This window comes from Streptomyces eurythermus, from assembly GCF_014649115.1.
Lineage (GTDB): Bacteria > Actinomycetota > Actinomycetes > Streptomycetales > Streptomycetaceae > Streptomyces > Streptomyces eurythermus.
Genome location: NZ_BMSK01000032.1, coordinates 1 through 25,789, shown reverse-complemented (window position 1 = coordinate 25,789; position 25,789 = coordinate 1). Strand labels below are relative to the sequence as shown.

General features: G+C 71.5%; 26 protein-coding genes. 9 read left to right on the top strand and 17 right to left on the bottom strand.

Annotated elements, in window-relative coordinates; genetic code table 11:
• Window positions 1-10 precede the first annotated feature (10 nt).
• Window positions 11-643, bottom strand: a complete 633-nt coding sequence (locus IE251_RS38085; RefSeq protein WP_189757523.1) for a DUF305 domain-containing protein — start codon at window positions 641-643, stop codon at window positions 11-13.
• Window positions 640-1,317 carry a thioredoxin-like domain-containing protein gene (locus tag IE251_RS38080; RefSeq protein WP_189757522.1) on the bottom strand — a complete coding sequence of 226 codons (678 nt, stop codon included), beginning with the start codon at window positions 1,315-1,317 and terminating at the stop codon, window positions 640-642. The genes IE251_RS38085 and IE251_RS38080 overlap by 4 nt, the downstream gene beginning before the upstream one ends.
• Window positions 1,318-1,456: 139 nt before the next feature.
• Here IE251_RS38080 and IE251_RS38075 point away from each other — a divergent pair, with 139 nt between their 5' ends.
• Entirely contained in the window at window positions 1,457-1,915 is a 459-nt protein-coding gene (locus IE251_RS38075) for an RrF2 family transcriptional regulator (protein WP_189757521.1), read from the top strand.
• Here IE251_RS38075 and IE251_RS38070 read toward each other — a convergent pair.
• The 10 genes from IE251_RS38070 to IE251_RS38025 all read right to left on the bottom strand — a co-directional run bounded on the left by IE251_RS38070 (window position 1,909) and on the right by IE251_RS38025 (window position 10,173).
• On the bottom strand, window positions 1,909-2,547 hold the full coding sequence (locus tag IE251_RS38070; RefSeq protein WP_189757520.1) for a hypothetical protein: 639 nt from the start codon (window positions 2,545-2,547) through the stop codon (window positions 1,909-1,911). The genes IE251_RS38075 and IE251_RS38070 overlap by 7 nt on opposite strands.
• A gap of 137 nt (window positions 2,548-2,684) precedes the next feature.
• On the bottom strand, window positions 2,685-3,869 hold the full coding sequence (locus IE251_RS38065; RefSeq protein WP_189757519.1) for a globin domain-containing protein: 1,185 nt from the start codon (window positions 3,867-3,869) through the stop codon (window positions 2,685-2,687).
• A gap of 112 nt (window positions 3,870-3,981) precedes the next feature.
• Entirely contained in the window at window positions 3,982-4,260 is a 279-nt protein-coding gene (locus IE251_RS38060) for a DUF6253 family protein (protein WP_189757518.1), read from the bottom strand.
• The gene (locus tag IE251_RS38055) at window positions 4,257-5,066 is read right to left on the bottom strand and encodes a maleate cis-trans isomerase family protein (protein WP_189757517.1); all 810 of its coding nucleotides are present in this window, start codon (window positions 5,064-5,066) and stop codon (window positions 4,257-4,259) included. Before IE251_RS38055 ends, IE251_RS38060 begins: the two co-directional genes overlap by 4 nt.
• A 28-nt stretch (window positions 5,067-5,094) precedes the next feature.
• Window positions 5,095-5,781, bottom strand: a complete 687-nt coding sequence (locus IE251_RS38050) for a transglutaminase-like domain-containing protein (RefSeq protein ID WP_189757516.1) — start codon at window positions 5,779-5,781, stop codon at window positions 5,095-5,097.
• A gap of 25 nt (window positions 5,782-5,806) precedes the next feature.
• Complete coding sequence (locus IE251_RS38045) at window positions 5,807-6,979, bottom strand: acyl-CoA dehydrogenase family protein (protein ID WP_189757515.1); 1,173 nt, start codon at window positions 6,977-6,979, stop codon at window positions 5,807-5,809.
• 86 nt (window positions 6,980-7,065) lie between these two features.
• Entirely contained in the window at window positions 7,066-7,440 is a 375-nt protein-coding gene (locus tag IE251_RS38040) for an ectoine synthase (protein ID WP_189757514.1), read from the bottom strand.
• A 96-nt stretch (window positions 7,441-7,536) separates the two neighbouring features.
• Window positions 7,537-7,794, bottom strand: coding sequence for an acyl carrier protein (locus tag IE251_RS38035; protein WP_030791393.1), 258 nt, complete (start codon window positions 7,792-7,794; stop codon window positions 7,537-7,539).
• On the bottom strand, window positions 7,791-9,269 hold the full coding sequence (locus tag IE251_RS38030) for an AMP-binding protein (protein ID WP_189757513.1): 1,479 nt from the start codon (window positions 9,267-9,269) through the stop codon (window positions 7,791-7,793). Before IE251_RS38030 ends, IE251_RS38035 begins: the two co-directional genes overlap by 4 nt.
• Before the next feature lie 457 nt (window positions 9,270-9,726).
• Window positions 9,727-10,173 (bottom strand): MarR family winged helix-turn-helix transcriptional regulator, encoded by a 447-nt coding sequence (locus IE251_RS38025; RefSeq protein WP_189757512.1) that lies wholly within the window; start codon window positions 10,171-10,173, stop codon window positions 9,727-9,729.
• A gap of 265 nt (window positions 10,174-10,438) precedes the next feature.
• Between IE251_RS38025 and IE251_RS38020 the strand changes: the two genes are divergently transcribed.
• The 4 genes from IE251_RS38020 (at window position 10,439) to IE251_RS38005 (ending at window position 12,668) form a co-directional block, all read left to right on the top strand.
• Window positions 10,439-10,927, top strand: coding sequence for a nucleoside deaminase (locus IE251_RS38020; protein WP_189757511.1), 489 nt, complete (start codon window positions 10,439-10,441; stop codon window positions 10,925-10,927).
• Between the two features lie 59 nt (window positions 10,928-10,986).
• Entirely contained in the window at window positions 10,987-11,643 is a 657-nt protein-coding gene (locus IE251_RS38015; RefSeq protein WP_229897122.1) for a DsbA family oxidoreductase, read from the top strand.
• Window positions 11,644-11,869: 226 nt separating this feature from the next.
• Entirely contained in the window at window positions 11,870-12,190 is a 321-nt protein-coding gene (locus tag IE251_RS38010; RefSeq protein WP_030791407.1) for a DMT family transporter, read from the top strand.
• A gap of 46 nt (window positions 12,191-12,236) precedes the next feature.
• On the top strand, window positions 12,237-12,668 hold the full coding sequence (locus tag IE251_RS38005; protein ID WP_189757510.1) for a DMT family transporter: 432 nt from the start codon (window positions 12,237-12,239) through the stop codon (window positions 12,666-12,668).
• A 279-nt stretch (window positions 12,669-12,947) separates the two neighbouring features.
• On the opposite strand, the gene IE251_RS38000 is transcribed toward IE251_RS38005, so the two are convergent.
• Window positions 12,948-13,382: a hypothetical protein gene (locus tag IE251_RS38000; RefSeq protein WP_189757509.1), complete on the bottom strand. Its 435-nt coding sequence runs from the start codon at window positions 13,380-13,382 to the stop codon at window positions 12,948-12,950.
• Between the two features lie 558 nt (window positions 13,383-13,940).
• On the opposite strand from IE251_RS38000, the gene IE251_RS37995 reads away from it, so the two are divergent.
• The 3 genes from IE251_RS37995 to IE251_RS37985 all read left to right on the top strand — a co-directional run bounded on the left by IE251_RS37995 (window position 13,941) and on the right by IE251_RS37985 (window position 18,795).
• Window positions 13,941-14,300, top strand: coding sequence for a MerR family transcriptional regulator (locus IE251_RS37995; RefSeq protein ID WP_189757508.1), 360 nt, complete (start codon window positions 13,941-13,943; stop codon window positions 14,298-14,300).
• 220 nt (window positions 14,301-14,520) lie between these two features.
• Window positions 14,521-15,882 carry a gamma-glutamylpolyamine synthetase GlnA2 gene (glnA2, locus tag IE251_RS37990; protein WP_030791417.1) on the top strand — a complete coding sequence of 454 codons (1,362 nt, stop codon included), beginning with the start codon at window positions 14,521-14,523 and terminating at the stop codon, window positions 15,880-15,882.
• Window positions 15,883-16,032: 150 nt separating this feature from the next.
• Complete coding sequence (locus tag IE251_RS37985; RefSeq protein ID WP_189757507.1) at window positions 16,033-18,795, top strand: P-loop NTPase fold protein; 2,763 nt, start codon at window positions 16,033-16,035, stop codon at window positions 18,793-18,795.
• A 68-nt stretch (window positions 18,796-18,863) separates the two neighbouring features.
• Here IE251_RS37985 and IE251_RS37980 read toward each other — a convergent pair whose 3' ends face one another.
• The 4 genes from IE251_RS37980 to IE251_RS37965 all read right to left on the bottom strand — a co-directional run bounded on the left by IE251_RS37980 (window position 18,864) and on the right by IE251_RS37965 (window position 24,521).
• On the bottom strand, window positions 18,864-21,221 hold the full coding sequence (locus tag IE251_RS37980) for an Orn/Lys/Arg family decarboxylase (RefSeq protein WP_189757506.1): 2,358 nt from the start codon (window positions 21,219-21,221) through the stop codon (window positions 18,864-18,866).
• Between the two features lie 141 nt (window positions 21,222-21,362).
• Window positions 21,363-22,382, bottom strand: a complete 1,020-nt coding sequence (locus IE251_RS37975; protein ID WP_189757505.1) for a TolB family protein — start codon at window positions 22,380-22,382, stop codon at window positions 21,363-21,365.
• A complete protein-coding gene (locus tag IE251_RS37970) occupies window positions 22,379-23,632 on the bottom strand; it encodes an MFS transporter (RefSeq protein ID WP_189757504.1) in 1,254 nt (417 codons plus the stop codon). The genes IE251_RS37975 and IE251_RS37970 overlap by 4 nt, the downstream gene beginning before the upstream one ends.
• Before the next feature lies 1 nt (window position 23,633).
• Window positions 23,634-24,521: an alkaline phosphatase family protein gene (locus IE251_RS37965; protein ID WP_189757503.1), complete on the bottom strand. Its 888-nt coding sequence runs from the start codon at window positions 24,519-24,521 to the stop codon at window positions 23,634-23,636.
• A gap of 128 nt (window positions 24,522-24,649) precedes the next feature.
• Between IE251_RS37965 and IE251_RS37960 the strand changes: the two genes are divergently transcribed.
• Window positions 24,650-25,528, top strand: coding sequence for a DUF72 domain-containing protein (locus IE251_RS37960; RefSeq protein ID WP_189757502.1), 879 nt, complete (start codon window positions 24,650-24,652; stop codon window positions 25,526-25,528).
• Window positions 25,529-25,789: the final 261 nt, after the last annotated feature.

Sequence of the window (25,789 nt, the reverse complement as noted above, 5' to 3'; positions counted from 1 at the left end):
GCCCTTTGTGTCATGAACGCGGGCGTGCGCCCCGCTCCTTGAGCATCCCCGCCATCAGCTCGATCTCCGACTGCTGCGCGTCCACCATGCCCTGCGCGAGCCGCTTCTCCACCCCGACCGTGCACTTCTCCACACAGCCCTCGGCCATGTGGATGCCGCCCTTGTGATGCTCCGTCATCAGCTGGAGGTACAAGACCTCCGCCTGCTTGCCGTCGAGCGACTGGAGCTTCTTCAGCTCGGTGTTGGTGGCCATCCCCGGCATCAGCGCGCCGTCCTTGCCGGGAGGCATGTCGCCCATGCCCATCCACGTCATCGGCGGGTCGGCCGACACCTTCGGCAGCCCCCACAGATCCAGCCAGCCCAGCATCATCCCGCGCTGGTTGGCCTGCGTCTGCGCGATGTCGTACGCGAGCCGGCGCACCTCCTCGTCCTTCGTGCGGTCCCGCACGATGTACGACATCTCGACGGCCTGCTGGTGGTGGACGGCCATGTCCCGTGCGAAGCCCGCGTCGGCCGACCGCGCGTCCGGCGTCCGCGTCGTGGAGTCGCCGCCGTCCTGGGCGACCGCGTAGGTGATCGCGCCGGCCGCGACGAGCACCGCCGCCGCGGTCCCGGCGACCCAGCCGATGGAACGCCCGCTCACTTCATGACCCCGCCGGTGCACGAGGCGCCCGGCTCGGGCGTCTGGTCACCCTGCACGTACGTCTGGAAGAACTTGTCCACTTCCGGGTCCTTCGCGCTCTTGACCGCCACCTGGTGGCCCCACGCCGACAGCAGCAGTGGGGCGTCCTGGTTCTCGTACGGGCTGATCAGCGAGTACGGAGTGCTCTTCACCTTCGCCGCGAGCGCGTCGACGTCCGCCTTGGGCGCCTTGTCGGTGTACGTCACCCAGACCGCGCCGTGCTCCAGCGAGTGCACGGCGTTCTCCTCCGGCACCGGCTCGGTGTACACGTCACCGTTGCAGTTCAGCCAGACCGGGTTGTGGTTGCCGCCGACCGGCGGGTGCATCGGGTACGACACCTTGGTCGTCACATGGGTACGGGCCAGCTTGCCCGACCAGGTCCGCACCCCGTCCTTGCCGGTGGTGAAGTGCCCGGAGTCGCCGGAGCCCTTGGCGTCACCGCTCGCGGTGGAGTCCTTGTCGTCCGACTGCGAGTTCACGAGCACCACGCCGCCGACGACGAGACCGGCGACGACCACCACGCTCGCGGCGATGGCGAGGATCCGGTTACGGCGGTCCCGGGCACGCTCGGCGCGCCGCATCTCGTCTATGCGCGCCTTGCGCGCGGCGGTGCTGCTGTTCTTGCCGGAGCCCATGAGACGTGTCCTTCGCGAGAGGAGTGGGTGGGGACGGTGGGGCTCGCTGATCGTAATGCGGGAAGGGGCGACTTCCGTAGGGATCTCACGGCGGCGGGGATGATTTGGCGCCAGGGTGCGCATTACCTACGCTCGCCGTATGCGGCTGCTGCGCTCCACCGATCTGGCCCTGCGCGTCCTGATGCGACTCGCGGTCGCGGCCGACGCCACCCCCACGACCCGCCAGGTCGCCGCCGACATGGACGTGCCGTACACGCATGCCACGAAGGTGGTCGCCGAGCTCCAGCACCTGGGCCTGGTCGACGCCCGCCGGGGCCGGGGCGGCGGGCTGGCGCTGACGGACAAGGGCCGCACGGCGTCCGTGGGCGCGGTGGTGCGCACCTTCGAGGGCGAGGGCGACGTGGTGGACTGCGAGGGCACGCCGGGCTGCCCGCTGCGCTCCGGCTGCCTGCTGCGGGGAGCGCTGCGACGGGCCCAGGAAGCGTTCTTCGCCACCCTGGACCCGGTCACCGTCGCCGACATCGTCACCGACCCGACCGGCCCCCTGCTGCTCGGTATCTCACGGGGGCCGGCGGACGGGGACAAGCGGGTTCAGTAGCGCTGCGCCTTGGCGAGGACCGGCGTCAGACGCGGTTCCGGCGGCTGATGGCTGAAGACGATCGGCTGTTCGTTCTTGCCCGGCCGAAGACGCTCGGCGCCGGTGTACCGGGTCTCGACGACTTTGCCGTCCGCGTTCTTGAAGTCGACCTGGACGGCATACGACGCCTCGCTGTCCGTCTTGTTGGTGATGGTGATCCGAACCGCGAGCACGCCCCCGGTCTCCGCCGTGGGGATGCCCGTCATCCCCACCTCGGCGAGCGCGTTGCCGCGGCCGTGGACCTTCTTCAGTTCCTTCTCCGCCGCCGCGTTCCTGCGGTGGGTCTCGGCCTCCACCGACGCCTCGAACTCCGAGGCGCGCGCCGAGGCGGACGAGGCCGCCGCGGAGGCCGAGACGCTCGCCGAGCTGACGGCCGCGGACGCCGAGGACGCCAGGGCCGACGGCAGTTCTCCGCTGAAGGATGAGGCGTTCGGTGTACGGGGAGTGCCGGTACGGGGCGAGGAACCGGTGTCCTGACCGCCGCCGTCGCCGCAGCCGGTGAGCGCGCCGACGAGCAGGACGCCGCCGAGGGCGCTCGCCGCGGTGATCCGTCGCGTACTCCCGGCGGGGCCGGTGAGTCGTCCTGTGGGCATGGTGCCGTCCCTGGGATGAGGGTTTCGTTGCCTCATCGTGGGCGACGGACACACCGCGTGCTACTCGGCTGGGCCGATGGGCCGAACGCCGGCGGCCGGGACCCGGTCGGCCCCCGGCGGGCGCGTCAGGCCGTCCGTCAGCCCTGCGCCAGCCACAGGTCGGGGCCGAACACCTCGTAGTGGATGTCGGCCGGGGCCACGCCCTTGTCGATCAGCTGGGCGCGGACGGCGCGCATGAACGGCAGCGGACCGCACAGGTACGCGCGCGTGCCGGGCCGTACGGCGATGTCCGCCAGGTCGACCAGACCGGTGCGGGTGCCCGGCCCGGCGTCCCGCTCGTAGAAGAAGTGCGTCTCGGCGTCGGACAGCTTGCCGGCGTAGGAGGTGTGGTCGGCGCGCAGGGCGTGGTCGGCGGGGGAGCGGTCGCCGTGGACCACGGTGACCGGGCCGCGGTGGCCGCCGGCGGCGAGGCCGGCCAGCATCGCGATCATCGGGGTCACGCCGATGCCCGCCGAGGCGAGCAGCACCGGGGTGTCGTCGCCGGCGTCCAGGACGAGGTCGCCGTAGGGCTCGGACAGCTCCAGGACGTCACCGGGCCGGACGTGTGCGTGCAGGTGGGTGGAGACCTCGCCGTCGGGCGTGGCGCCGCCGTGCACCCGCTTGACGCTGAACTGGCGCACCGACTCGGCCGGCGCCCCGGTCAGGCTGTACTGCCGTATCTGCCGGGCGCCGTCGGGCAGGGTGACGCCGACGGAGACGTACTGACCGGCGCGGAAGGCCGTGACCGGGCCGCCGTCCGCCGGGCGCAGCCGGAAGGTGACGACGTCCGCGGTCTCCTCGACCCGCTCGACCACCTCCCAGCGGCGCATACCCGGGCCGCCGCTCTCCTCGTAGAGCCGCTTCTCGATCGCGATGAGCGCGTTGGCCATCAGCCAGTAGACCTCGTCCCAGGCGGCGGCCACCTCGGGGGTGACGGCCTCGCCGAGGATCTCGGCGATCGCGGCGAAGAGGTGCTCGTGGACGACGCTGTACTGCTCCGGTGCCACGCCCAGGGAGGCGTGCTTGTGGGCGATGCGGGCGAGCATCGCGTCCGGCCGCCGGTCGGGGTGGTCCAGCAGGTGCGTGGCGAAGGCGGCGATGGAGCCGGCGAGGGCCTGCCGCTGGGTGCCGGCGGCCTGGTTGCCGCGGTTGAACAGGTCCCGCAGCAGTTCGGGGTGGGCGGCGAAGAGACGGTCGTAGAACCGCTCGGTGATCTCGCCGATGGCCGCGCCGACGGCGGGCAGGGTGGCGCGGACGGTGGCTGCGGACTGCTCGGTCAGCATCACGACTCCTCATGAGATGTCGGGTCACCGTCACGCTATGAAAAGTTGCATATAAGATGCAAATTAAACGGGCGTGGAGTCGCTCACCCCCTCCACGCCCGTCAGCCCGCCGTCAGGGGTGGAAGGAGACGTTTCCGCGCCGCACGAGGGTGTCGCTCTCCAGGGGATAGCGGGAGGCGTACCCGTGGGGCGCCGGGGTGTCGTGCTCCAGGGGACCGGCATAACGGCGGAAGCCCGGGACCTGCTCGGCCTGGCGCAGCGCCCCCCGGTACAGGACCATGCCGTGCACGGCGGTGCCGTTGTCGCGCCAGCACACCAGGGGGAGCTGGCGGGCGTCGCCCTCGTCGGTGACGAACAGGGCCACGTGTCCGTCGGCCGCCAGCAGGCTCATGCCGCGCCTCCCGCCGGCCGGGTGCCGAACAGCCTGCCGTACCCCGTGAGCCCCTCGGCCGTCTCGTGCGCCCCGGCCAGGTGCAGGGCGTGCCAGAACAGCACCTGGTTGGCGGTCAGCACCGGGAAGTCCAGCTCCCGCTCCAGGGCGTCGATGACACCCACCGCCCGGATGCCGTTGCCGGCCACCAGGACCGCGTCGGGCCGGTGCCGGGCGACCGTGGAGCGGATCCACTCCGACAGCGCCTCCGGGGTGATCAGCTTCTGGTTGCTGGGCAGCCCGCACGGGCCGTGGTGGACGACCTCGAAGCCCTGCTCGGTGAAGTAGTCCGCGCCGAGCCCGGAGAGCCGGTCGTCGAACCACGGCGGGTTGACCAGCGCGATCCGCCGGGCGCCGAGCGCGGTGAAGCCGGCCACGGCCGCCGTGGTGGTGCCGGTGAGCGGCAGGCCCCGCGTGCGCTGTTCGAGCCGGGCGAACAGCTCCTTCTCGCCGCTCGCCTTGAGGACGTAGGCGGAGCTGGTGAAGCCGAGCGCGATCACGTCGAGCGGGGAGGCGGCCAGCAGCTCCACCGCGTCGTCGATGTGCGGGGGCTCCACGAAGGCCCGCACCGGGTCGTGCGGGATCTTCGGGTCCATCTCGCCGCCGGCCCGCATCGCGCCGAAGTGGACGCGCGAACCGTGCACGAACACGTCCTCGGGCGCCATCGCCTGGAACTCCGACTCCGGACCGACGTCCGCGTGCGGGACGACCACACCGACGCGCGCCCGCGCCTCCCAGCCGTCCTTCTGCGCTCGGATGGTGCTCATCTCGGTGTCTCCTTGTCGTCGGGCCGGGTCAGACGGACGCCTCGGCGGCCAGCGAGCCGCCGCGGACCGTGCCGGTGCCGGAGTCGTCCAGGAAGCCGGGGTGCTTGCGGCGCATGTTCGCCATCACGAACGCGTAGGGCACGTCGTCGAAGCCGCCGTGGTCGGTCAGGAACTCCATGCTCTGGCGGCCCTGGTCGTCGAAGGGGTGGTGGAGGCTGTCGGCGGTGCCGTCGAACTCCAGCGGCTTCATCCCGTACAGCCGGCACAGGAGCTTGTTGAAGACCGGGGTGGCCTTGACCCACTTGCCGTCCAGATACACGGAGTTGAGGCCGTGGAAGAAGACGTCCCCGCCGATGTGGGCGCGCAGCCGGTCCGAGGCGAGGTGGTTGCGCACATCGCCGTAGTGGACCCGGGCGGGGATGCCCACGGCCCGGCAGGCCGCCGCGTACAGCGCCGACTTGTGCAGGCAGAAGCCCTTGCGGGTGGCCGCGGTGTGGCTGGCCCGCAGCCCCCGCTCGGACAGGTCGGCCCCGTACACCTCGTAGAAGACCTCGTCGCGGACGGCGTAGTAGAGCTCCACGGCCAGCCGGCGCTTGTCCGCGCCGCGGTCGGTGACCGCCTCGTCGACGAAGGACTGGACGGAGTCGCTCTCGTAGTCGAGGAAGTCGGTGGGCGCGGTGAGTCGTCGCAGGTCGTCCGCGGTGAGCGCGGTCATGCTGATCCTTTCGTCAGGGCCCGGATCACAGGCCCAGGAGGGAGGCGATGCGGTTGCGCTGGATCTCGCTGGTGCCGGAGTAGATGGTTCCGCCGACCGCGTTGCGGACGTCCCGCTCGATGCCGGTGGCGGTGAGGTAGCCCTGGCCGCCGAAGATCTGCACGGCGTCGAGCGCGGTGCGCTTGTTGGCCTCGCTGACCACGGTCTTGGTCGCGGCGACGTCGATCGACGCGTCCCGGCCGGCCGCCACCTTGGCACCGGTGTCGGTGAGCCACTTGCGGGCGGTCTCGACCGCGATCTTCATGTCCGCGATCCGGTGCGAGACCCCCTGGAAGGAGCCGATCGGTTCGCCGAACTGGCGGCGCGACTTGGCGTACTGGACCACGCGCTCCAGACGGTGCTCCATCTCGCCCAGCGTGAGGGAGAAGGAGAAGAGGACCTCCCGCTTCATCACGTGGTCGAGGATCAGGAAGCCGGCGCCCTCCTGGCCGATGCGTCGGGCGGCGGGCACGCGCAGCCCCTCGAAGGTCACCTCGGCCAGCGGCGAGGTCCGCAGCCCCATCTTGCCCAGCGGCTCACCGACCCTCAGGCCGGGGGCGTCCCGCTCGACCAGGAAGACGCTCAGACCGAACGGGCCGGGCGCGCCGGTGCGCACGTACAGCAGGAAGAGGTCGGCGATCGGCGCGTTCGTGATGAACATCTTGCCGCCGTCGATGACGTAGTCGTCGCCGTCCCGGACCGCGGTGGTGGAGATGTTCAGGGCGTCCGAGCCGTTGTCCCGCTCGGTGATGGCGTGCGCGGTGATCAGGTCGCCCGCGACGATCCCGGGCAGGAAACGGGACTTGAGCTCCTCGGAGCCGAACGCCTGAAGCGGGACGCCGACGCTGACGATCTGCGTGGAGGCGGAGAAGCCGAGGCCGGCGTCGCGGCAGGTGCGCCCGAAGCCCTCCAGGGCGCGCATCGTGTCGGTCAGGCCGGCGCCACGGCCGCCGTAGCGCGGCTCGAAGGGGACGGTGAGCAGTCCGGAGCGCTGGACCGCCTTCCACTTGTCCCAGGGGAACTCGGCGCGGGCGTCCCACTCGTCGAGGTCGCGGTTGAGCTCGTCCGCCCAGGGGGCGGCCAGGGTGTACAGGTCCGTTCCGGTGTCCGTGCCGGTGCCGGTGTCCGAGGTCCGCGGTGCGGACGGTGCGGGTGTCATGCGGGTGCTGCCTTCCGGTACGTCGCTGATCGGGGCCGGGGCCGGGGCCCGCTCCGCCGTCGGAGCGGGCCCCGCGCCGCGGGAACTCAGTACTGGGAGAAGCCGTCGGGAGACAGCGTGTGCTTCTCGTCGCCGCGCAGCGCCGGGCTGAAGACGGAGACCAGTCTCAGGTCCTCGTAGTCGGAGGCTATGAGGTAGTGCGGGTCGTGCTCGTCGAGGGCGTAGATGGTGCCCTCCGTGATCTTGAAGCGTTCACCGGACGCCGTGACGACCTCGCCGGAACCGCCCGTGCAGTAGCAGGCCTCGAGGTGACGGCGGTACTGCAGGGCGCTCTGGGTGCCCTTGCGGACGAGGGTCTCGCACACGGTGAACCCCATGCCGTCGGCCTCGGTGAGCAGACGGTGGCTGGTGCCGTTGCCCCACTCGACGGGGGCCAGCTCGCTGATGCTGCGGACGATCATGTCAGTCTCCTTGGGTGTGAGGGGTCTTCCCGGAACAGTTCCGAGGAGCGCTCCGGGAGCACCTTCGGGTGTATGGGGTGGAAGGCGGACGCCGGCTCAGACGGCGGCCTTGGTCGCGTCCTCGACGAACGCCGACATCGCGCCGATGCTGCGGAAGTTGTCCGGGACCAGGGGGATGTCGTCGACCGGGATCGAGTAGGTCCGGGAGAGGTGCGAGACGATCCGGACCACGCCCAGGCTGTCGACGACACCGTTGGTGATGAGGTCGAAGTCGGCGGTCAGGTCCGCCGTGTCCTCGCCGTCGAGGAACTCGGCGACGACATAGCCACGGATCTCTTCTGCCAGGGAGGTCATGAGTGGTTTTCCTTCTGTCGTGCTGCCTTGATGAGGTTGCGGTCGGGCTTTCCGGTGGACGTGCGGGGCAGCGGGACGTCGCCCACGAGCACGGAGGACGGAATGGCGTGGCGCGGCAGCCGCTCGGCGCTGTGCGTGCGCAGCCGCAGCGAGGTGAGCGACGTACCGGGCCGCCGGGTCACCTGGGCGTGCAGCCGGTAGCCGGCCTCGGGGTCGGGGATCGCCACGACGGCGGCCTCGGCGACGTCGGGATGAGCCGCCAGGACGTTCTCGACCTCCTGCACGTTCGTCCGCACACCGCGGACCTTGACCTGGAAGTCGGTGCGTCCGCGCAGCCGGTACAGGCCGTCGGCGTCCCGGGTGACGAGGTCGCCGGTGCGGTAGAAGACCTCGTCGCCGCCGTCGGGGGCGGGCACGAACACGCCCTCGTTGCGGGAGCGTTCGAGGTAGCCGCGGGTCTGGAACGGAGTGGTCACCAGGAGTTCACCGGTGCCGGGACCGTCGAGGATCCGTCCCTCGTCGTCGAGCAGCAGCGCCCGCACTCCGGGCAGCGGCCGGCCGATGGGGGTCTCCTCGCCGGCCCGCGCCGGATCGATGTCGTGGATGAAGCTGTCGTTGGTCTCGGTGCACCCGAAGACGTTGTGGAAGCCGGCGGCGGGAAAGGCCGTGCCGAGCTGCTCCAGCAGCGTCCGCGGCAGTGCGTCCCCGGTGGAGATCACCGTGCGGACGGTCGGATGGACGGCACCGTCCTGGGTGAGCAGCCGGTGCAGCATGGGCACGCCCTGGACGAAGGTGACCTCGTGCCGGGTGACCAGTTCCTGCAGGTGGCGGGCGTCCGCGCTGGACTCCTGCGCCACGAGGACGCAGCGCGCGCCCAGCCACAGGGCGGTCCAGACGTCGAGCAGGGAGAGGTCGAAGTTCAGGGGCGCGTAACTCAGCAGGGTGTCCCGCTCGGTGAGGCCGAACCGGCCGGCCGCCCAGTCGGCGAACCGCTCGAAGGCGTCACTGGGGATGGGCACGATCTTCGGCGTGCCGGTGGAGCCGGAGGTGGTGAGCAGCAGGGGCGCGGTGGCGGGGTCCACGGGGTCGAAGCCCCGGGCGGCCCGCTCGTCCGGGACGACCGGGGAGGTGTCGAGCACCCCTTCGTCGTCGACGGTCACCACCAGGGAGCACCGGGCTTGCGCGGCGAGCGCCGCACGGGCGGCGGAGCCCAGTTCGGGCGAGGGCGCGAGAACCGCGTAACCGGCCCGGAAGGCGCCGATGAGCAGGGCGATCGTCGCGGGCGTCTTGTGCGCGGGCACGCACAGCGGCTGCCGCCGGTCGAGCCCGAGGCCGTCCAGGGCGCCGGCTAAGTCCTCGGCGAGACCGGCCAGTTCCCGGTACGTCACCTGCTGCTCGCCCCGGATCAGGGCGACCTGATCGGGCCGGCGCCGGGCGTGCCCGGCGAGCACGTCTAAAAGGCGTAACAAAGACATGGTTCCCCCATTCGTGCACCTGCCAAGTCGTGCACCTGTACAAGCGAAAGTGATCAGAACCGGAGGGAGGCGGCGCATGAGTCGCGCCAGAGAAACCGCGGAGCCCGATGGTTACCGTACGAAAGGCTCTGCGTCACTCCCCGTGATCGAGGCGGGATCAACCGTACCGGAGCTGTATGCAGAATCAAGCATGTTATTGAGCTGCATACAGTGATGCAGCTCACACCGCTGTCGTGGACGGTTGCGCTCCGTATTTGCTTGGGTAACCAAGTGTTTCGGCTGCAACGCCTGTCGTCTCGGTGCCGGGACGCCGGGAAGGGCCGTGGGCGCGCGGGGCCGGGCGCCCGTCAGGGGCGGGGTCGAAGGGGGGCTGCAAACGCCGAAAGCCGCCCGTGGGCGGCTTTCGGTGAATTTTCGGTGCCGGGGCCTGGGTCGGAGGCGGTGGGCGGCGGCGCGCTCAATGGGCGCTGCGCAGCGCCTGGACCGTCCCGGCCAGCTCAGGGGTGGCGCCGGCGGTGTTCAGCGCCGCGCTCAGGACCTCGGAGTAGGTGCCGCGGGCGTCGGCGTAGCGCTCCTTGCCCTCGTCGGTGATGACGGCGTAGACGCCGCGTTTGTCCCCCGGACACAGGTCGCGGAAGGCGAAACCGGCCGAGAAGAGCCTGCCGACCAGGCGGGTCACCGAGCTCTGCCCCAGCCCGACCTTGTCCGCGAGTTCCTGCATGCGCAGCTCGCCGGCCTTCGCGTGGACCAGGCACTCCAGGGCGCGGAACTCCGAGAGCCCGATGCCGTGCTTGCGTTGCAGGGCCTGGGTGAGCCGGCGCTCGACTTGCGCGTGCAGGGCGAGGACCTTCCCCCACATGGCCTGGTCGGAGGCGGCAGCCGGCGTATAGGAGGTCGTGGTCATGGTGCAGCTCCTTCTCAGCGGCGCATTGACAACAAGATACATGTTCATGCAAGCTTCGTGCTGCTCCCAGACCCCTATCGCCGGGCGCCATGGGTCGCCGTAATATGCACGTACAAGCAAATATGGAGGTTCCCGTGTTGGATCCCATGACATCCGCGAGCACGCCGGAGGGGGAGTGCGCGTCCTTACGGACGGTCCCCTCCGTCCCGCTCCCCGGCGGCGGCCTTCCGCGCCGCCCGGCCACGGTCTGAGGCGGGGAGCACCTATGTCCACTTTCGAACTCTCAGAGAGCGAGCTGACCGAGTACGCCCGCGAGGCGGTACGGATCAGCCGCGAACACGTCGCCAAGGGCGGCATCCCGTTCTCCGGTGTGGTGGTCAACGGCGGCCGCATCCTCGGCACCGGCGTCAACCGGGTCCGCGAGGACGACGACCCCACCGCGCACGCCGAGGTGGTCGCCCTGCGCGAGGCCGCCGCCACGTACGGGCTGCACGCCACCGCCGGGGCCACACTGATCGCCTCCGGCGAGCCCTGCGCCCTGTGCTACATGGCTTCGCTGCACTTCAACGTCGGCCACATCGTCCACGTCGCCGACCGCGAGACGGCCGCACGCTACGGCTTCGACTACTCGGGGTCGTACTCGATCTTCGCCAAGGACCCGTCGGACTGGCAGATCGAGGTCACCTCGCTGCCGCTGCCGGAAGCGACGAAGCCGTTCGAAGAATTCCTCGCCCTCAACCGGAGGCGGATGTGACCGGGACGGAGACCGGTGTGACCGGGACGGAGACTGGTGTGGCCGGGACGGAGACCGGTGTGACCGGGACGGAGACCGGCAAGGTCGGCATCAAGGTCTGGTCGGACTACGTCTGTCCGTTCTGCATGCTCGCCGAGGGCCCGCTGCACGAGGCCACCCACGACCTGGACGTCGAGATCGAGTGGATGCCGTTCGAGCTGCGGCCCTACCCGACCCCGACGCTGCGGCCCGAGGACGAGTACCTGCCGGCGATCTGGGCCCGCTCGGTGTATCCGATGGCCCGCCGGATGGGCGTGGACATCACCCTGCCCACCGTCTCGCCGCAGCCCTACACCCGGCTGGCGTTCGAGGGTTACCAGTACGCGGCCGAGCACGGCAAGGCCGCGGAGTACACCCCGCGGATGCTGCGGGCCTTCTTCCAGGAGAACCGGGACATCGGCCGGCTGGACGTCCTCACCGACATCGCGGCCGAACTGGGCCTGGACAGGGCCGGATTCGCCGAGGCGCTGACCGCCGGCACCTATACCGAGACCCATCAGGAGGCGCTGCGGACCGCCGCCGCGTACCGCGTCTCCGTCGCCCCCACGATCATCATCGCCGAACGCCACCGCCTGGAAGGCGTCCCCACCGTCGCCCAGGTCCGCAAGGCCGTGCTCGACGCCCAGGCCGAACAGGCCGTCGCCCGAGGTGCCGCCTGCGGGATCGACGGCTGCTGACCCGAAACGAAACGCCCGGACACCCCGGCGCCCCGCCGCCCCCGGCGGGCGCGGCACGCGTCCCGACCGTCCCGGCCGGCCCGGGCTTCGCGGCGCTGTGTGACCTCCCGCCGGCGCCCCGACGGACCACCCCTCCACCGTCGCCACCACCGTTCGCCCGATACGGCGTCCCTCCACGGCCGGCTGCCCCCGTAAGCCCGGCCTCCACCGAACACAAGGACTTCTCATGCAGTGGCTCTACCTCGCTATCGCGGACATCTTCGAGATCGCCGTCGCCATCGCGGCCGGCAAGGCCGAGGGCTTCAAGAACCGCAAGTGGACCATCGCGACCCTGGTCAGCGGTGCCCTCGGGACCTTCTTCCTCAGCAAGGCGCTGCTGACCTTCAATGTCGGCGTCGGCTACGCCATCTGGACGTCCGTCGCCGGCGTCGGCATCACCCTGCTCGGCGCGCTGGTCTTCGGCCAGCGCCTGAACTGGCGCAAGGCGCTCGGCATCCTCGCCATCATCGTCGGCGTCGTCGGCCTCCAGCTCAGCGGCGCCGCCTGAGCGGCCCACCCGCAATCCATCCCCCTTCACGAGAGGACCTACCCACATGTCCGACACCGGCCGCTCCTCCGCCAACTCCTGGCTCACGCTCCTGCTCGCCGGAGTCTTCGAAATCGGCTACGCGCTCTCCGTCGGCGGCAGCCACGGCTTCACCCGGCTGACCTGGTCGCTGGTCGCCGTCGTGTTCTTCCTGCTCACCCTGTGGGCACTGAGCGTCGCGCTGCGCACCATCGACGTCAGCATCGGCTACGCCGTCTGGGCGGGGATCGGGGCGGCCGGCGCGGCGCTGCTGGGCCCCGTCTTCTTCGACGAGTCCCTCACCGCGGTCCAGGCCGTGTGGCTCGGCGTGATCATCGTCGGTGTGGTCTGGCTCAAGCTCGCCGACCGGCCGGCGAAGACCCAGGAACCCGTCGAGAGCCCGCGGGCCGCCCAGGGCGTCGCCGCCGGGGCGAAGGAAGCCCAGGTCGTGGAGCACTGACAAGGCGCCGTTCCCCCCGTCGGCCGGTCGCTGTTCCCCCCCGTCAGCCGGATCGCTGTCCATGACAACGGTCCGGCTCGGGCCGTTGCCGTGGCGGCGGCGCGGCGCCGGAAGGCGGGGCCGTCGGGGCTCACCCGCGCCATGTGGCGGCGCGTGGGACCCCGTCGGGGCTCACCCGTGCCATGTTCCGGCACCCAGGACCCCGTCGGCCCTCTTCGAACGGCCTGAACACCCGGCGGCTCGAACGCCCTGAAGACCGGGCGGCGATCCCGCCCCTCCTCAGTCCTGACCCCAGTCCGGTTCCTGTCTCCAGTCCGGTTCCGGTCTCCAGTCCTGCTCGCCGACGGCCCATTCCTCCATCACGTCCGGCACCTCCCGCAACAGCGCCCTGCGGCGGGACTGGGCCGTCGCACGGCTCGTGAGGTGCATCGCCCTGGCCAGGGCGCCGTGCGTGCCCTTCTGCGCGGCGAACTCGCGTACCTCGGCCCGCCGGATCCCGTTCAGCCGTTCCATCAGCTCGGTGGTCCGTTCGATGGCTTCCGTGAGGTCCTCCACGGACGCGCGCCCCGCGCGCAACAGCGCGATGCCGTGCAGCGCCTGGCTCAACAGCGAGGCGAGTAACTCCGCGTCCTCGCCCAGCACTTGGGCGTCGTCGGCGGTCAGCGGGATCGTGAGGCCGGGTCCGTGGACGGTGTGTTCGGGCTCGGTGTTCACCAGGCTTTCTCCTTGTGGTGCGGATCGTGCAGAGGTTCAGGCGGCGCCCGGCGCCCGACGGCGTCCTGGCGGACGCCGGGCGCGGGAGGTGTCACCCGGGGAGGAATCCGGCGGGCGAGGACGCCTCGGCGGCGGACCTTCTCCGTACCGCGGAGCCGGCGTGGCGCCTACCGGCCCCCACCGCGTGATCGGCGGTGGCGGCGGCGGTACGGACCGGGGCGACCGGACGCGCGGCCTCGCGCGCCCCGGCCGCCGCCCGGGAGGGTCCGGCATCCGGGCGCCGGCCGTGGAAACCGATCGTCCCGCCGCTGCCGGCCGTCCTGCCGCGGGCGGTCGTCTCGCGACTGCCGGCCGCCCCGCCGCCGGTGATCCCACCGCCGGTCGTCCACGCCCCGCGCGGCCCGCTACCGGCCGGCCGCGGCCCGGAGGGACGTGCGGAGCCGGCGCCGTACCGCCGTGTGGCGGCCGGTGAGGTAGGAGGTGGTCCCATACATCATGGGAACACCGTAAAAGTTGACGCCAGTGTCAGATTCAAGCCGGAAAGTTGTGATCTGCATCATGCGCATCGGGGAACTGGCCCGCTGTACCGGAGTGAGCGAGCGCTCACTGCGTTACTACGAGCAGGAGGGCCTGCTGTCGGCCCGGCGGACCCCGGGCGGCCACCGCGAGTACACCGAGGCCGCGGTGGACCGGGTGCGGCGCATCCAGGAGCTGTACGCGGCGGGGCTGTGCAGCTCGAAGATCGCCAAACTGCTGCCGTGCATGCGCGACAGCGACGGCAGGCCCACCGTGCCCGCCGACGAGTGCCTGGTCAGCGAACTGACGGTGGAACGCGCCCGCATCGATCGCATGATCCGGGACCTCCAGCGCTCCCGGGCCCTGCTGGACACGGTGATCGAGGCCGCCTCCGGCCGGTAGAGGACGTTCCGGCCGCCCATTACGGATGGCGGTGCGAACAGGCAAGATGGGCGAGAGCGCAGTACACGTGCCGTACAGCAGGCCTTCGGCGCGAGGACGCCCGGGCGATCACGCTCCGCAACGCGCGTGAAACGCTGTTGTGGTGGGATGCTCAGGTGCCCGACCGCCTCCCGCAGTACGGGGACAGGCGGCCTGACCAGCAAGGATGGGGAAGCGGAAGATGGACAAGCAGCAGGAGTTCGTGCTCCGGACCTTGGAGGAGCGCGACATCCGGTTCGTACGCCTGTGGTTCACGGACGTGCTGGGCTTCCTCAAGTCCGTCGCCGTGGCCCCCGCCGAACTGGAACAGGCCTTCGACGAGGGCATCGGCTTCGACGGCTCCGCGATCGAGGGCTTCGCCCGGGTCTACGAGTCCGACATGATCGCCAAGCCGGACCCGGCCACCTTCCAGGTCCTGCCGTGGCGCGCGGAGACCCCCGGCACGGCCCGCATGTTCTGCGACATCCTCATGCCGGACGGCTCCCCGTCCTTCGCCGACCCGCGCTACGTCCTCAAGCGGGCCCTCGCCCGCACCTCCGACCTGGGCTTCACCTTCTACACCCACCCCGAGATCGAGTTCTTCCTGCTGAAGGACCGCCCGCTGGACGGCTCCCGCCCCACCCCGGCCGACAACTCGGGCTACTTCGACCACACCCCGACCAACGTCGGCATGGACTTCCGCCGCCAGGCGATCACCATGCTGGAGTCGATGGGCATCTCGGTGGAGTTCTCCCACCACGAGGGCGCGCCCGGCCAGCAGGAGATCGACCTGCGCTACGCCGACGCGCTGTCCACCGCCGACAACATCATGACCTTCCGCCTGGTCATGAAGCAGGTGGCGCTGGAGCAGGGGGTCCACGCCACGTTCATGCCGAAGCCGTTCTCCGAGCACCCCGGCTCCGGCATGCACACCCACCTGTCGCTGTTCGAGGGCGACCGCAACGCGTTCTACGAGTCCGGCGCCGAGTACCAGCTCTCCAAGGTCGGCCGCTCCTTCATCGCGGGCCTGCTCCGGCACGCCGCGGAGATCTCCGCGGTCACCAACCAGTGGGTGAACTCCTACAAGCGCATCTGGGGCGGCTCCGAGCGCACGGCGGGCGCCGGCGGCGAGGCCCCGTCGTACATCTGCTGGGGCCACAACAACCGCAGCGCCCTGGTCCGCGTCCCGATGTACAAGCCCGGCAAGACGGGCTCGGCGCGCGTGGAGGTCCGTTCCCTGGACTCCGGCGCGAACCCCTACCTGGCCTACGCCGTCCTCCTCGCCGCCGGCCTGAAGGGCATCGAGGAGGGCTACGAGCTCCCGCCGGGCGCCGAGGACGACGTCTGGGCCCTGTCCAACGCCGAGCGCCGCGCGATGGGCATCGAGCCCCTCCCGCAGAACCTCGGCGAGGCCCTGACCCTCATGGAGGGCAGCGACCTGGTCGCCGAGACCCTCGGCGAGCACGTCTTCGACTTCTTCCTGCGCAACAAGCGCCAGGAGTGGGAGGAGTACCGCAGCGAGGTCACCGCCTTCGAGCTGCGGAAGAACCTGCCGGTGCTGTAGGCGCCGCTTCCCGTTCGGGAGAGGGGCCGGCGGTCACGGGACCGCCGGCCCCTCTCCCGTCCCGGTCGTACGCGAAACCGTACGCGCATCGAAAGATGTCTTCCCCGGGCGGGCGTCATTATGATCCACGCCCATCGCGGAGGGGGATCTATGGACGACCGGTACCGCTCGCTTCATGAGCGGCTGCTCGGCGTGGTGTGGGAAGACCGCGCGGAAGCGGAGATCTATGGCAAGGCCGTGGAACTCTGTCTCGAGGAGCCGGACATCACCAGGCGCCTCGGCGCACGCCCGGGCGCCACTGCCGAGGCCATTCGCTCCGCCATGGCCGCCGAGCTCAACGTCATGCGCGCCCTGGCGCCCGTCCGGCCGGCTCTGGACACCTTCCGCGCGCAGCTGTCCGCTTCCCGGAAGACCGACACCGACCAAGCGGATCGCCTCCAGGCGATGACCTGGAGCTGGCGGACCGGCAGCCCCCCGGCCCTCTGCCTCCTCACCCTGTCGCTGTGGTTACAGGACAGGCCGGGCTTCATCGTCTACGTGGCCGCCACCCTGGCCGCGGTCGCGACCCTGGCCGCACTGCTGCGGCCTGACGACCGGCGCACCCTGGGCCTGACGTCGGCCGTCATCTGCCTGGCCCCCGTGCAGGCTTTCCGTTCGCTGCGGGCCGGCCGGGCGGGGAACATCTGGGCGGAAGACCTCCGGGTTTACGGAGTGAAACCGCTGATGAAACGGGTGCTGGACGCCCTTCTCGGTGACGACCCGGACGAATTGCTGTTCCCGGACAACTATGAGGGATTCAGGACCACTGCGGGTCACGCCTACTTCGTGCCCAGCGCGGAGGCGGAGCAGCTGACTCGCAAAATGGGGTACATGGACGGCGGGACCATCGCCATCTGCGGCCCCAGGGGTTCCGGAAAGACGACCCTCCTCGAACACTGTGTCGCCGGGAACGACTTCTCGGTGATCACCTCCGCGCCGGCGACCTTCGCCCCGCAGGACTTCCTCGTCTCCCTGTTCTCCGCCGTGTGCGAGCGCTATATCAAAAGTGAGGGATACCAGGTCCCCGATTTCACGCGGATCACCACGACGGGGCGAGCCGTGCGGCGGGCGATGCCCTGGGTGAGGCGCACCACCGGATGGCTGTCCTACGCCCTTCCGGCGGCCCTCCTGATCGGCCTCGGCACCTTCGCCGCGCTGCGCTCCCTGGAACAGCGGCACGGACGGCTCCTCACCCAGGGGACGCGTCACTTCCTGGACGAGGTGACGAGCCTCGTGGCCGATGTCTGGCGCGGCGAGAACATCGGAGCGGGGCTGGCACTCGCCCTGCTGGGAGTCATGGTCTGGAGATCGAGGAAGAACCGGGTCGTTCTGCGGACACTCAAAGACTTCTGGGTATGGGGCACCGCCGCTCTCGGCCTGACACTGGTCGCCGTGCCGGTCGTCTCCCTGTTCCGCGACCCGGAGCTGAAACACGACTGGGACCGGTTCCTGGCGGACGACTTCGCGTCCGTGTCCCTCATGATCTGCGCGCTGCCGTACCTGTTCTCCGACTCCCATGGCAATGTCGGGCACATGTCCATCGGCCGGTGGGACATTCCCCGTCGGCGGATTCGCGCGGCCTGGCGTCTGCTGAGCGTGGCGGGCATCGCCTGCGTCTATGTCCGTCACGAGGCCCTGCGCGACCTGGTCACCGACGACGACAATCCGGTACGCGTCCTGTCCGTGCTGACCGGTATCGCGCTCATCAAGATCGGCAAGTGGAGTCCCGAGCCGGGCGAGTCCGACCTGGTGAGGCGGTGCCGCAACCAGCTGTACCGACTGCGGACCGTCCAGAGCACCACCTCCACCCTCACGCTCGGCGCCTCCCCGATCGTTTCCGTGGGCAGCTCGCACGCGACCGCCGTCACGACCGTCCCGCCGAACCTTCCCGCACTCGTCGCGGACTTCCGGGAACTGCTGGCGGACATCGCCCGGACCAGGTCCCTGCAAGGCAAGCGGACCGTCATCGCCATCGACGAGCTGGACCGGCTGGGCAGCGACGCGAAGGCGCTCGCCTTCCTCGGCGAGGTGAAGGCCGTCTTCGGCGTCCCCCATGTCCACTACCTGGTCTCGGTGGCCGAGGACGTCGGGGCCGCTTTCGTCCGCAGAGGTCTGCCCTACCGGGACGCCACCGACAGCTCCCTGGACGACGTCGTCCACGTGCAGCCGGGCACCCTCGCGCAGTCCGGGATGATTCTGCAGAAGCGGGCCCCCGGCATATCGGCCCCGTACGTGGCCCTGGTGCACGCCCTGTCCGGGGGCATCCCGAGAGACCTGGTGCGCTACGGCCGCCGCGTCATGGAGACGGAGACGAAGGCCGGTACGGTCGAGTTGTCGGACATCTCCCGGATGCTGGTCCTCGACGAGCTGTACGAGACCCTGTCGGGCTTCCGTGTCCTGCTCAGCCGGCAGGAATGGACCGAGGCGGCGAGTCCGGTGCTGGAGTCCTTCCGGAGGCTCATGGCGCGCCTGAAGTCGGGCGCCGGCGACATGCGCGCCCTGCGCCGGGATCTCACCGATTTCGCGGAGGGCCGGCGCCAGTTCGACTTCTCCGGCGACTTTCCGCACCTCGAGGCCGAGACCTCGAGGCTGCTGGTCGAAGCGTCTTCCTACGCCTATTTCTCGCTCACCCTGCTGGACATCTTCGGAACGGAGGGCTTCACCAGACGCAGCGAGAGGGCGTACGCGTCTCCCGAAGGGGATCCGCAGCTGCTTGCCGAAGCCAGGCAGGAGCTGGCCGTGTCGCCGTACACGGCCAGGTCGCTGCTGCGGTCGATCCGCCGGGCCTGGGGTCTGCCCGTGCGGGGCCGGGTGCACGCGCCGCGCGGGGCCGGCCGCCGATCCCGGCCCGTCCCCGGCCAGCGGACCCCGTGAGCCGCCCCCCGTGCCGGGTCGGAGTGGTCCGCGAGGAGCCGTGACGGCACCCGGCAGGGGGCACGACGTCAGTCTTGCCTGAGGCACTCGATCTCGTAGTCCCCGGTGTCCTCGTCGATCGTCACGCCGTGGGTCTCGCTGCGGAAGCCGGGGAAGCGGCGGTCGAAGGTCTCCAGTGCGGTGAGGTAGCGCAGGAGGGGGCCGTCGGGGGTGCCGGTGGACTCGCCGGGCATGAGGACCGGGATGCCGGGCGGGGTCACCGTGACCATCGCCGCCGCCACCCGGTGCGCCGCGTCGGCGATGCGGACGCGTTCCGTGCCGCCGCGCACCAGCCGCTGGTAGCAGTACTGCGGCGGGTGGACCGGCTCCGGGAGTTCCTGGAACGCGGTGTCCAGCAGCTCCACCAGACGGGCCGAGCGCAGCTGGTCGTGCATCTCCTGGCACAGCTGCCGCAGGGTCATGCCCGCGTACCGGCGGGGGTGCGCGGCGACCGCCTCGGGCAGGACGCGGTCCAGCGGGGCGTCGCTGTCGTAGAGGGCCTTGAAGTCCATCAGGGCGTCCAGCAGCGTGCCCCACTTGCCCTTCGTGATGCCCATCGAGAACAGGATCAGCGTGGTGTAGCTGTCGGTCTTCTCGACCACGATGCTCCGGGTCGCCAGGTACGCCGTCAGCACCCGCGCCGGGATGCCCTCCTCGGCCATCTCGCCGGTCGCCGTGATCCCCGGGCAGGTGAGCGTGACCTTGACCGGGTCCAGCATGCAGTGGCCCTCGGTCAGCCCGGGGAAGCCGTGCCAGGCCGCGCCCGGCTCCAGCAGCCAGCAGGACTGCTCCCGGCCCAGCAGCTCCGGCGGGGCCTCGTCGAAGGCCAGCCGCTTGCCCGTCGCCGGGTCGGTGACCTCCTCCGGCTGCCAGACGCCGAAGAACCACGGCGGCCGGTCCCCGGCGCTCGCCACCCGCCGCCCCAGCCGCACCATCTCCTGCCGGAACCGGACGGCCTCGGTGACCGCCTCGTCCACCAGCCACTCGCCCTGCGGCCCGTCCATCATCGCCGTCGCCACGTCCAGCGAGGCGATCATCGGGTACAGCGGGGAGGTGGTGCCGTGCATCATCAGGGCCTCGTTGAACCGGTCGTGCTCCACCGGGGCCCGGGGCGCCGGCCGTACGTGCACCATCGCCGACTGCGACAGCGCGGCCAGCAGCTTGTGCGTGGACTGGGTGGCGAACACCGTCGGCCGCTGAGGACCGGGGAAGGCCGCCTCGTCCACGGACATGCCGTACCGGCCCGCGTACAGCGGGTGGAAGCGGGCGTAGGCGAACCACGCCTCGTCGAAGTGCACCCGGGGAGTGCTGGCCGCGAGCGCCTTCGCGGCCGGTACGGCGTCGTAACTCAGGCCGTCGTACGTGGAGTTGGTGAACACCGCGTACTGGGGGTCGCGGGAGGCGGCGCCCTCGGCGAGGGGGTGCGCGGCGATCCGGGCCGCGATCGACTCCGCCGCCAGCTCGGCCGGGGGCAGCGGGCCGGCCAGTCCGTAGCCGTTGCGGGTCGGGATGAGGTAGACCGGCCGGGCGCCGGAGACCACCAGGCCGTGCAGCACCGACTTGTGGCAGTTGCGGTCCACCAGCGCCAGCTCGTCCCGGGTGACGCTGAAGTGGCCCACCAGGCGGTTGCAGGTGGAGTCGCCGTGCAGCACGAAGTAGGTCAGGTCGGAGCCGAAGACCCGGGCCGCGTTGCGCTCGGCCTCGCCGATGGGCCCGGTGTGCTCGAACAGCGAGCCCAGCTCCTCCACCGAGATCGACAGGTCGGAGCGCAGCAGCCGCTCGCCGAAGTAGTCGTGGAAGGCGCGCCCGGCGGGCGACTTCAGGAAGGCGACGCCGCCGGAGTGGGCCGGGGTGTGCCAGGAGTACTCGTGCGCGTCGTGGAAGTGCCGCAGCGCCCGGAAGAACGGCGGCAGCACGTCCTCCCGGTAGTGGCGGGCGGCGCTGGTGATGCGGCCCGCGATGAAGCCGGGGGTGTCCTCCAGCGGCCAGACGTACCCGACGACCGTCTCCGACACCCACAGCGGCAGTTCCCGCACGCCCTCCTCGGCCATGACCAGGAACACCGGCAGATCCCGGTAGCGCCGCCCGATCCGGCGCAGTACGGCGGCCCCGCCCGGGCTCTCCTCGAGGGTGCCGGCCGGCCCGGCGAGCGCCGCCCCGGGACCGTCGCCGGCCCGCGCGCCCCCGGGCAGGTCCCATGCCACGAGGGCCGCCGCCAGGCCCGCCTCGGTGCGCAGCACCGCGTCGGCGTCCTCGGCGGTGACCGCCCAGCGCACCCCGAAGCCGTCCGCCTCCACCGCCTCCCGGATCTTGCGCAACTGCTCGGCGCCGGCACCCTCCGCACGCGGGTGCTCCGGCACCGCCACCAGGATCCTGCTCTCGCTCATCTGGTGCCCTGCCCTCTCCCGGCGGCCGCCCGGCCGCCGCCGCGGAAAGTGTCCGGCGCGGTCCGCCGGGCGGCCGGGCGGCGGGACGGCAGGTCACCCGGACAGCGCTGGCCCCACCACCGCGTTGCCGCAAGCGGGCGGCTAACCGAGGTACGCCGGCGACACCGCGGCCGGGCTGATCTCCCGCGCCCGGCCCGACCCGTCCGCCGGGACCTGGTACAGGTCGGCGCCGTAGTCCCCGGGGAGCGTGTACACGAGCGTGCGCGCGTCCCGCCACACCGCCTGGTCGTCCACGCTGCGCGGCTCGGCGAGCGCGGTCTCCCGCATCGTCCGCAGGTCGAGGACGTACAGCCGCCAGGGCGCGTCCTTCGGCAGCCCCGCGACCCGCTTCTTGTACGCGACCCGGGTACCGTCCGGGGACAGCGACGGGCACTCCACGTTGGCGTGCAGGGTGGTGACCGTACGCGCGCGCAGGTCGCCCCGGACCAGGTACGTGCGGCCCTTCGTGGCCAGCGTGGCGTAGAACGTACGGTCGTCGTCCGCGAACGTCACGCCCCAGAAGTTGACGTCCGCCGCCCGGTAGGGATGCCCGTCCTTGACGATCCGGAACGCCTCCAGCGACGGGATCAGCTTCCCGCTGCGGGTGTCCACGACCGCCGTCCGTGTGGAGAAGTCCGTCCCCGCGTACGAGTCGCCGCCCACGAACGCCGTCCAGGCGGCGAAGTGCCCGGTGGGGGAGACCCGGGCGCGGGAGGGGATGCCCGGCACGTCGTAGCGGTCCCGGATGCGCAGGGAGGCGTCCAGGACCAGCGCGCGGTAGGTGTCCGACACCGGCCCGTGCACGGCCTGCAGACACACTCCGGTGCCCGCGGCGGCGTAGAACCTGAGGCACTTCAGCCCGGCGGCGGTGCGCGGCCCGTCCGGGTCGTCCGCCGGGACGCTCGTCAGCTCGTCCCGGTGCGGCCCCCACGCGAGGTTCCGGAACACCAGCCGCCCGGTCTCGCGCAGCGACACCGGGCCGGACGTGACGCGCGGCCCGCCCGCCTGCGGGTGGTCACGGCGCTCCGCCCGCGCGGAGGCGTGCAGGACGGCGGCCAGCCCGACCGCCGCGAGCACGGCGAGGGCCGAGACGAGGACCAGCACCCGATTGCGTACGCTCACGCGCCCACCACCCCCTTCGGACGCAGCGTCAGCGCGAACGCCACGCACCCCACGAGCGCCACCGCCGCCCCGGCCAGCGCCGCGCGGTCGCCCCACACCGTCCAGGCCGCGCCGAACAGCAGCGAGCAGGCGAACCGGGTCAGCGCCTGCCCGGTCTGTACGACGGCCAGCCCGGAGGAGCGCAGGCCCTCCGGCACGATGTCGGAGGCGGCGGCCATCAGCACCCCGTCGGTGGCCGCGTAGAAGCAGCCGTGCAGGGCGAGCACCAGCCAGGGCAGCGCCGTGCCGTGCCAGGAGCCGAGCAGCAGCCCGTACCCGGCGAGCAGGGCGCCGTGACCGGCGAGGAAGACCGTCCAGCGGCCCGCCCGGTCCGCGAGCCGGCCGAGCGGCACCGCCAGCAGCAGGAACGCGGCGGCCGTGCCGAGCGGCAGCAGCGCGAACCAGCGGTCGGGCACCCCGAGCCGCCGCTGGAGCAGCAGGTACACGAAGGAGTCGCTGACCGTGGCCAGGCCCAGCAGCAGCGCGCACACGGTGATCCGGCGCAGATCGCGGCGGCGCAGCAGGGCGAACGCGGCCCGCAGCGTCGGCCGGGGCCCCGCCGCCGGCGCGCTTTGCCCGCCCGGCACGAACAGCACCAGCACCAGCACGCCGGCCGCGGCGACACAGAAGCTGACGGTGAACACCGCGTCGTAGCCGTCCACGGTGGCGCGCAGGATCCAGAACGCCACCAGCGGCCCGAGCAGCGCCCCGGCGGTGTCCATCGCCCGGTGCACGCCGAAGGCCCGGCCACGCGTCCCGGGCGTACTGGACAGCGAGATCAGCGCGTCCCTGGGCGCCGTCCGCAGCCCCTTGCCGGTCCGGTCGGCGGCGAGCACGACCCCGATCGGCGTCAGCGAGTGCGCCACCAGCAGCAGCGGCTTGCACACGGCCGAGATGCCGTAGCCCAGCCCGGCGATCCACTTGTGCCGCCCGCCGCCCCGGTCGGCGAAGTGCCCGCCGACCAGCCGGACGAGCGCGGAGAACCCGTTGTAGACGCCGTCCAGGAGCCCGAACCCCAACGGCGACAGACCCAGACCGCTCACCAGGTACAACGGCAGCACCGCCGTCACCATCTCCGAGGAGATGTCGGTGACCAGGCTCACCGTCCCCAGCGCGAGCACGGTCGGCGCGACCGCCGCACGGCGCCGCCCGGCCGGGGGCCGGACGGCGTCATGAGCGGACGTACTGGCACGACTGTCCGCTACGTACACGTCAGGACGCCCAGATCCCGGTGATGTCCTGGGCGGAGGCCGCGTTGCCCGCGTGCGTGGTCAGGCCCTGGGTGTCCTCCAGGGTGCGGAGCAGGTCGTAGTGGTTGTAAGTGGTGCTCGAAGAGGACCCGGCGGCGACGGGCTGCCCGTAGAACACCGTCGGAATCCGGTTCCCGCTCAGCCGGTTGTCCTCGTCGAAGGTGACGACGAGCAGGCTGTTGTGGGTCTTGGCCCAGGTGGCGTAGGCGCCCAGCTTGTTCTTCAGCCAGGTGTCACCGGTGGACACCGAGCAGTCGTGCATGTCGCTGCACAGGTTCGGCACCACGAACGACAGCTGGGGCAGGGTCGAGTAGTCGGTCGGGAACTGCGCGAACGTCTTGGCGCTGGACGTCGGCACATTGCTGAACCCGAACCACGGGTTGTGCTTGCGCGCGTAGTCACCGCTGCTGCACGTCGTGGACCCCTGGCTCGGCAGGGTCTCGTTGTAGCTGGCCCAGCTGCGCCCGGCGGCGATCATCTCGGACGCCAGGTTGGGCGCCGAGGAGAAGCCCGGGGTGTAACAGCTGTCGTCGGTGATGCCCTGCGTGGAGCCGGAGAACATCGCGAAGTAGTTGGGCTGGCTCGGATGGGTCTCGGCGTACGACTGGGTGAGGTTGGCACCTCCCGCCTTCAGCGAGTTGATGTACGGCGCGCTGGACGACCCGATGACCTGGCTGTACGCGTGGTTCTCGAAGACCACGACCACGACGTGGTCCGGGCGGGGCACGGAGCCCGCGGCGTGCGCGGACCCCTGGCCGAGCCCGGTCCACAGCCCGACCGCGGCCGCGGCGAGGGCCGCCGTACCGGCCACGAGGGCCCGGGCACGGCGGTACACGGAACTGCCGGACACATCAACCTCCGGAAAATGGATGGACGGCTGGCGGTGCGGACAGAGCATGCACACGCCAACATTCCCGCGCCCCACGCGCGCCAACCCCACGGGTGAAGACCGGATGAACGCCGGGTACCCCCGCCCCCATGGCGGACATCCTCATCGGCACCTGCGGCTGGACCGACCCGAACCTTCTCAGGAGCGACTGGTACCCACCGGGCACCGGCACCCCGGAGAAACGCCTGCGCCACTACGCCACCCGCTTCCCCCTGGTGGAGGCGGACTCCCCGTACTACGCCCTGCCGTCCCCCCGCACCACCACCCAGTGGGCGGAGCGCACACCCCCCGGCTTCCGCTTCGACGTCAAGGCGTTCTCCCTCCTCACCGGCCACCCCACCCGCCCCGCGGCGCTCCCCCCGGACCTGCGCACCCACCCCCGCAACGAGACCCTGCGCACGGAAGTCTGGACCCGCTACGCCGAAGCCCTGACCCCCCTCCTCGACTCCGGCCGCCTCGGCACCCTCCTCTTCCAGTACCCGGCCTCCCTGCACCCCGGCCCCGAGGCCGAGACCTTCATCCGCACCGCCCGCGAACGCGCCCAAGGCTGGCCGTTCGCCGTGGAGTTCCGCGACCCCGCCTGGTGGCACCCGGCGAACGCCCCCCGTACGACCGCCTTCCTCAAAGACCTGAACGCCACGGCGGTGGCCACGGACACCCCCGAGCCCCGGCACCCCGTTCCCCTCACCACCGACCTCACCATCGTCCGCTTCCACGGCCGCAGCCCCCACTGGCGCACCGGCACCAAGGAAGACCGCTTCCGCCACACCTACACCGAGCGGGAACTCGAGGAGTGGCTCCCCCACATCCACACCGCGGCGACGACCGCCACCGAGATCCACCTCCTCTTCAACAACTGCTGCGGCGACGCGGCCCCGAGGGCGGCCGAATCGATGCGAGACCTACTGACCAGGAGCGGAATCCCGCACCAGAGGACAGCACCGGAGGAAACACCGACGGGCCCGTAGAGGAAGCACCGCGAACCCGCACCCGCGCACGGCGGGCCGGGGACGGGGGAGCGAGGCGAACCCGAGCCCGCGCACAGCGGGCCGGGCATGGAGAGGCGCCATGGCCCCGCACCTGCGTACGGCGGGCCGGGGGCAGGGAGGGGACGCGAACCCGAGGCCAAGCACGGCGGACGGGGGATGGGGAGGCGCCGTGGCCCCGCGCCCGCGTGCGGCGGGCCGGGGGCAGGGAGGGGACGCGAAGCCGGGGCCGAGCGCGGCGGG